Source organism: Streptomyces boncukensis (assembly GCF_011045075.1).
GTDB classification, from domain to species: Bacteria; Actinomycetota; Actinomycetes; order Streptomycetales; family Streptomycetaceae; genus Streptomyces; species Streptomyces boncukensis.
The window spans coordinates 1-4,539 of record NZ_JAAKZZ010000546.1; the positions used below are offsets into that span (position 1 = coordinate 1).

The window sequence follows — 4,539 nt, forward strand, 5'->3', positions numbered from 1 at the left end:
CCTCCTCCACCGCGCCACCCAACTGCACTGACTGGCCCCCGAACCACGCCCCACGCCCCATACCTTCGTCGTAGAGCCCGGTTCGGGCTCGTGGTCTCCGGTCACGGCACTAGGTACTCGTTGATGCATCTGTACGCCGACAGAGGCGAGGGCAAGCTGTACCTGTGTGCCGTCAGGGACGTGCACTCCGACCGCAGATCGCAATTCCGCTCCCGCAAGGTCGCCGCCGTCCTCACCCGGCACGGCCTGGTCGGCTCCATGGGCCGGGTCGGGGCCGCGGCGACAACGCCGCGATGGAGAGCTTCTTCGCACTCCTGCAGAAGAATGTCCTCGACCGCCGTGCCTGGGCCACCCGCCAGGAGTTGCGGATCGCGATCGTCACCTGGATCGAGCGCACCTACCATCGGCGCCGACGGCAACGACGCCTGGGCCGATTGACCCCGTCGAGTACGAGACCATCATGACCCCACCCGCAGCCCTGGCCGCATAGCCCCGCTGTCACCCGATCATGCAGCAGTCCCACTCGGCTCGGCTGCACGCCATTCCCATCGGCTCGACCGCGATGCTCTGGTCTTCGCCACCATCACGAAGGGCCGGGCCGGACGTCGGCTGAGCGACGGCAACTGGCGCAAGTACACATGGTGCCGGCCGTCGACAACGCTCTCTTCTTCGACGCCGACGGTGACAAGAGCCGGGGCATCCCTCGCCCGAGCGCGGGCTGCCTCGCACAGCGCGCGGATCTCAGAGGTTTGTCGCCATTTGAGCACCTGGTCGGCCAAGACCTTCGCCCGGTGCTCCTCGACCTGCGCTCTGCGTGCCTCTCGGACAGCGGCGTACCACTGGCGCTGCTGCTCGGCCTCACGACGTTTTCGCTCCTGCTGGCGACGTTCCATCTCTGAGGCATGGCGTTCGAGATCACGCAGGAGGTGGCCGAGTCGGGGATTCCAACGTCCACCGTGCACCGTCGCTGTGCGTGTAGGCATGCTGATGCCAGGTCCCCACGGGTGCGCCGATTGCGAGACGGCCGTTGAACTCATGGTCGTACGTCGGGATACGAATCCAGGGGTTTCGCTCCTGACAGCGCAGCTCCTGCTGTGTCGGCTCGTGCGGCACCTTCGTCATCCGTTCCGTCAGCGCGAGCGGGAACGCGTGCCCCCGGATGACGACCACCATCTGGTGTACGGCCGTGCCGCTTTGCGGATCGGTTCGAGCCTCCACCTGGTACCCACGCTGCGCTGCCTCGGTCAGGAGCGCATGCATGATCCGCAAAGCCCGATCGACGTGCCCACGTGACAGATGCAGAGGGATGGCCTCGGCTTGGTCGCGGGTATCCACCACGGTCTTGGACCTGCCGAGAGCCCTGCGTGTCGCCCGGACCAGACGGTGAGGCCGCTCCAGCACGTCAGGAACGTCGACCGTGGGCACAGGCGGAGGCTGTGCCGCCTTCTCGGCTTCCTCATCGACCAGCGTGAAGACGCTGTCGCCTCGCTGGCGCCCGGTCCACCGGAGCTTGTGCCCTCGCGGGACGTGCCCGTGGTGAAGTGCGTGATAGCGGGCGGCCCGCCACCGGCCTCGTGTCTGCGGCCCCGGGGCGGGGACGGTGAGCTTCCCAGCGGTGGAGGACCGGAGGCGGGAGATCAACTCCCATCCGTCAGCGTGTACTTCACGATCCGGCTCCACCTCACCGATCTGCGGGCGGGCCCCAACGTAGTGCGGTCGTCCCTCGCGGGCTGCTACCACCCCTCGTTCGGGTCCTATCGACCTCGCCTGGTCCCAGCCGGGGCCATCGGTGGTGTAATGGGTGTTACGGGCGATATCCTGACGCCGAAATGACGCCCGTGACGCTCTTGATGCTCGTTGAGAGAGTGGATCGCGGCGACTGCATTCGGACGTCGGGCGCACATTTCCCACCCCGGCTGCCGCACGCGGACGTCGGCCTGGCCGGGCGATGGGCCACGCACCCTCCTGTACCTTGCCGGGGTATCGATCCCGGCGTTCGGCTTCGCCGTCTTCACGGTGAATTTCAACTCGGACGGACCGTGTCCCTCATACGGATACGCAGCCGCGGGACTCTTCCCGTGGGTGCCCTTGCCGGCGGATGGGCCGGCGTGCCTGACGGTTCGCGGGGGGTCCGCCCGTTCGCGGAGGCGTCCGGAACAAAGGAATCCCCCGGCCGGATTGACAGCCGGGGGATTCCTTTAGGACTATGGGTTGTTTGCGAATTCATCACCCCTGAACCGCAAAACACCTTCAATGAGGGCAGTCTATCCGGGCGGGAGTCGCCTTGTCAAATAATGCGTCGCACGACGCGGAATTGCAGCGTGAACAGGAATTCGTCGACCGGCTCTACCGCCGGGTCGACCACCTGCGCGGCGAAGCGGAGAGCGCCGTGGAGGGCGGACTCGGCCGTGCGGAGAGCGGGCAGCAGGCCCGGCTGGAGCGGGATGTGATGATCGCCGAGCAGTCCGGGCTGCTCGCCGCACTGAACTCCGTGGACGGGTCGCTGTGTTTCGGGCGGGTCGATCTCACCGGCGGCGGAGTGCACCACATCGGCCGTATCGGAATCCGCGCCGACGACGCCGACCGGACGCCCCTCCTCATCGACTGGCGGGCGCCCGTCGCGCGCCCCTTTTATCTCGCGACCGGCCACACTCCGATGGGACTGCGCCGCCGCCGGCACATCACCAGCAGCGGCCGTACCGTCACCGCGCTGCACGACGAGTTCATGGATCCAACCGACCGGGAGCGGACCGGGCACGAGGACCCGGCCGGGGACGCGGTGCTGCTCGCCGCGCTCAACTCGGCCCGCACCGGCCGGATGGCCGACATCGTGCGCACCATCCAAGCCGAGCAGGACCGAGTGATCCGTGCCTCGCACCAGCAGGTGATGGTGGTGGAGGGAGGGCCGGGCACCGGCAAGACCGCAGTGGCGCTGCACCGGGCCGCGTATCTGCTCTACGAGCAGCGCGAGCTGCTCGCCCGCCGCGCCGTGCTGATCGTCGGGCCGAACCCTGCGTTCCTCGGCTACATCGGCGCGGTGCTGCCCTCGCTCGGCGAGACGGGCGTCCTGCTCGCGACCCTCGGTGAGCTGTACCCCGGCATCCGCGCCACCGGCAGGGACACGGCGCGCGCCGCCGCCGTGAAGGGCCGCGCGGAGCTGGCGGAGGCGCTGGCGGCGGCCGTACGGGACCGGCAGACGACGCCCGAGCCGGGGGCGCCGCTGGTGATCCCGCACGACGACGGCGATCTCGTCATCGACTGGGAGATCGCCTACGAGGCGCGTCAGGCGGCGCGCGCCACGCTCCTCCCGCACAACCTGGCCCGCCCGCACTTCGCGTTCCACGTCATCGACGCGCTCACCTCGCAGCTGACCGAGCGGCTCGGCGCCGACCCGTACGGCGGACCCAACTTCCTCGGCCCCGACGACATCGCGCAACTCGGCAAGGGCGTCGCGGCCAGCCCCGAGGTGCACGCGGCACTCGCGGAGCTGTGGCCGCCGATGACGCCCGAGAGGTTCGTGGCGGACTTCCTGGCCGAGCCCACCCGCCTCGCGGCGGAGGACGCGGCGGCGATCCGCCGCCCGCACGGCGCGGAGTGGACGCCCGCCGACGTGCCGCTGCTGGACGAGGCGGCCGAACTGCTCGGCGTGGACGACAGCGCGGAACGCGCGGCCATGGAGGCCGAGCGGCAGGAGCGGATCGCCTACGCGCAGGGCGTGCTGGAGGTGGCGCGCGGCTCGGAGACGTACGAGTACGAGGACGCCGAGTCCGAGGTGCTCGGCGCGCACGACCTCATCGACGCCGAGCGGATGGCCGAACGGCAGGAGGAGGCCGACCACCGCAGCGCGGCCGAGCGCGCGGCGGCCGACCGCACCTGGACGTTCGGGCACATCATCGTGGACGAGGCGCAGGAGCTGTCGCCGATGGCGTGGCGGCTGCTGATGCGGCGCAGCCCCACCCGCTCCATGACGCTGGTCGGCGACCCGGCACAGACCAGCGAGGAGGGCGGCGGGCTCGGCTCCTGGGAGGAGATCCTGCGGCCGTACGTCGAGGACCGCTGGGAGCACACGAGGCTCGGCGTCAACTACCGCACCCCGGCCGAGGTGATGGACGTCGCCGCCGCCGTGATGCGGGCCGTACGGCCGGACTTCGAGCCGCCGCACTCGGTACGGGCCACCGGCGTACGGCCCTGGAGCCTGGCCTGCGCGCCGGACGAGCTGGCCGCCCGGACGGCCCGCGCCGCCGCCGACGGGTTGCCCGGCGAGGGTCGCCTCGCGGTGATCGCCCCGCACCGCCTGCACGCGGCCCTGGCCGCCGCCCTCCCCGACGCCACCACGGGCCCCGCCCTCGACCTCACCCGTCCGATCGCGCTGCTCGGGCCGCGCGAGGCGAAGGGGCTGGAGTTCGACTCCGTGCTCGTCGTCGAGCCGGGCGAGATGCCCACCAGCGACCTGTACGTCGCCCTGACCCGTGCCACCCAGCGCCTCGGCATCCTGCACGCGGGAGAACTGCCGGCGGGGTTGGGGGCGCTGGACGGGGC

At 70.6% G+C, this 4,539-nt stretch carries 3 protein-coding genes and 1 pseudogene; 3 read left to right on the forward strand and 1 reads right to left on the reverse strand.

All coding sequences use genetic code 11. The annotated features are described in order from the left end of the window. Positions 1-147: 147 nt before the first annotated feature. Positions 148-490: pseudogene (locus tag G5C65_RS31625) on the forward strand (integrase core domain-containing protein); the annotation flags it as partial. Positions 491-638: 148 nt separating this feature from the next. After that, positions 639-899, forward strand: coding sequence for a hypothetical protein (locus G5C65_RS38720; protein WP_206442489.1), 261 nt, complete (start codon positions 639-641; stop codon positions 897-899). A 16-nt stretch (positions 900-915) separates the two neighbouring features. Here G5C65_RS38720 and G5C65_RS38725 read toward each other — a convergent pair whose 3' ends face one another. Continuing rightward, positions 916-1,425: a hypothetical protein gene (locus G5C65_RS38725; RefSeq protein WP_206442490.1), complete on the reverse strand. Its 510-nt coding sequence runs from the start codon at positions 1,423-1,425 to the stop codon at positions 916-918. Positions 1,426-2,314: 889 nt separating this feature from the next. Between G5C65_RS38725 and G5C65_RS31640 the strand changes: the two genes are divergently transcribed. Next, a partial coding sequence (locus tag G5C65_RS31640) for a HelD family protein (protein WP_165302479.1) occupies positions 2,315-4,539 on the forward strand: 2,225 nt, incomplete at its 3' end.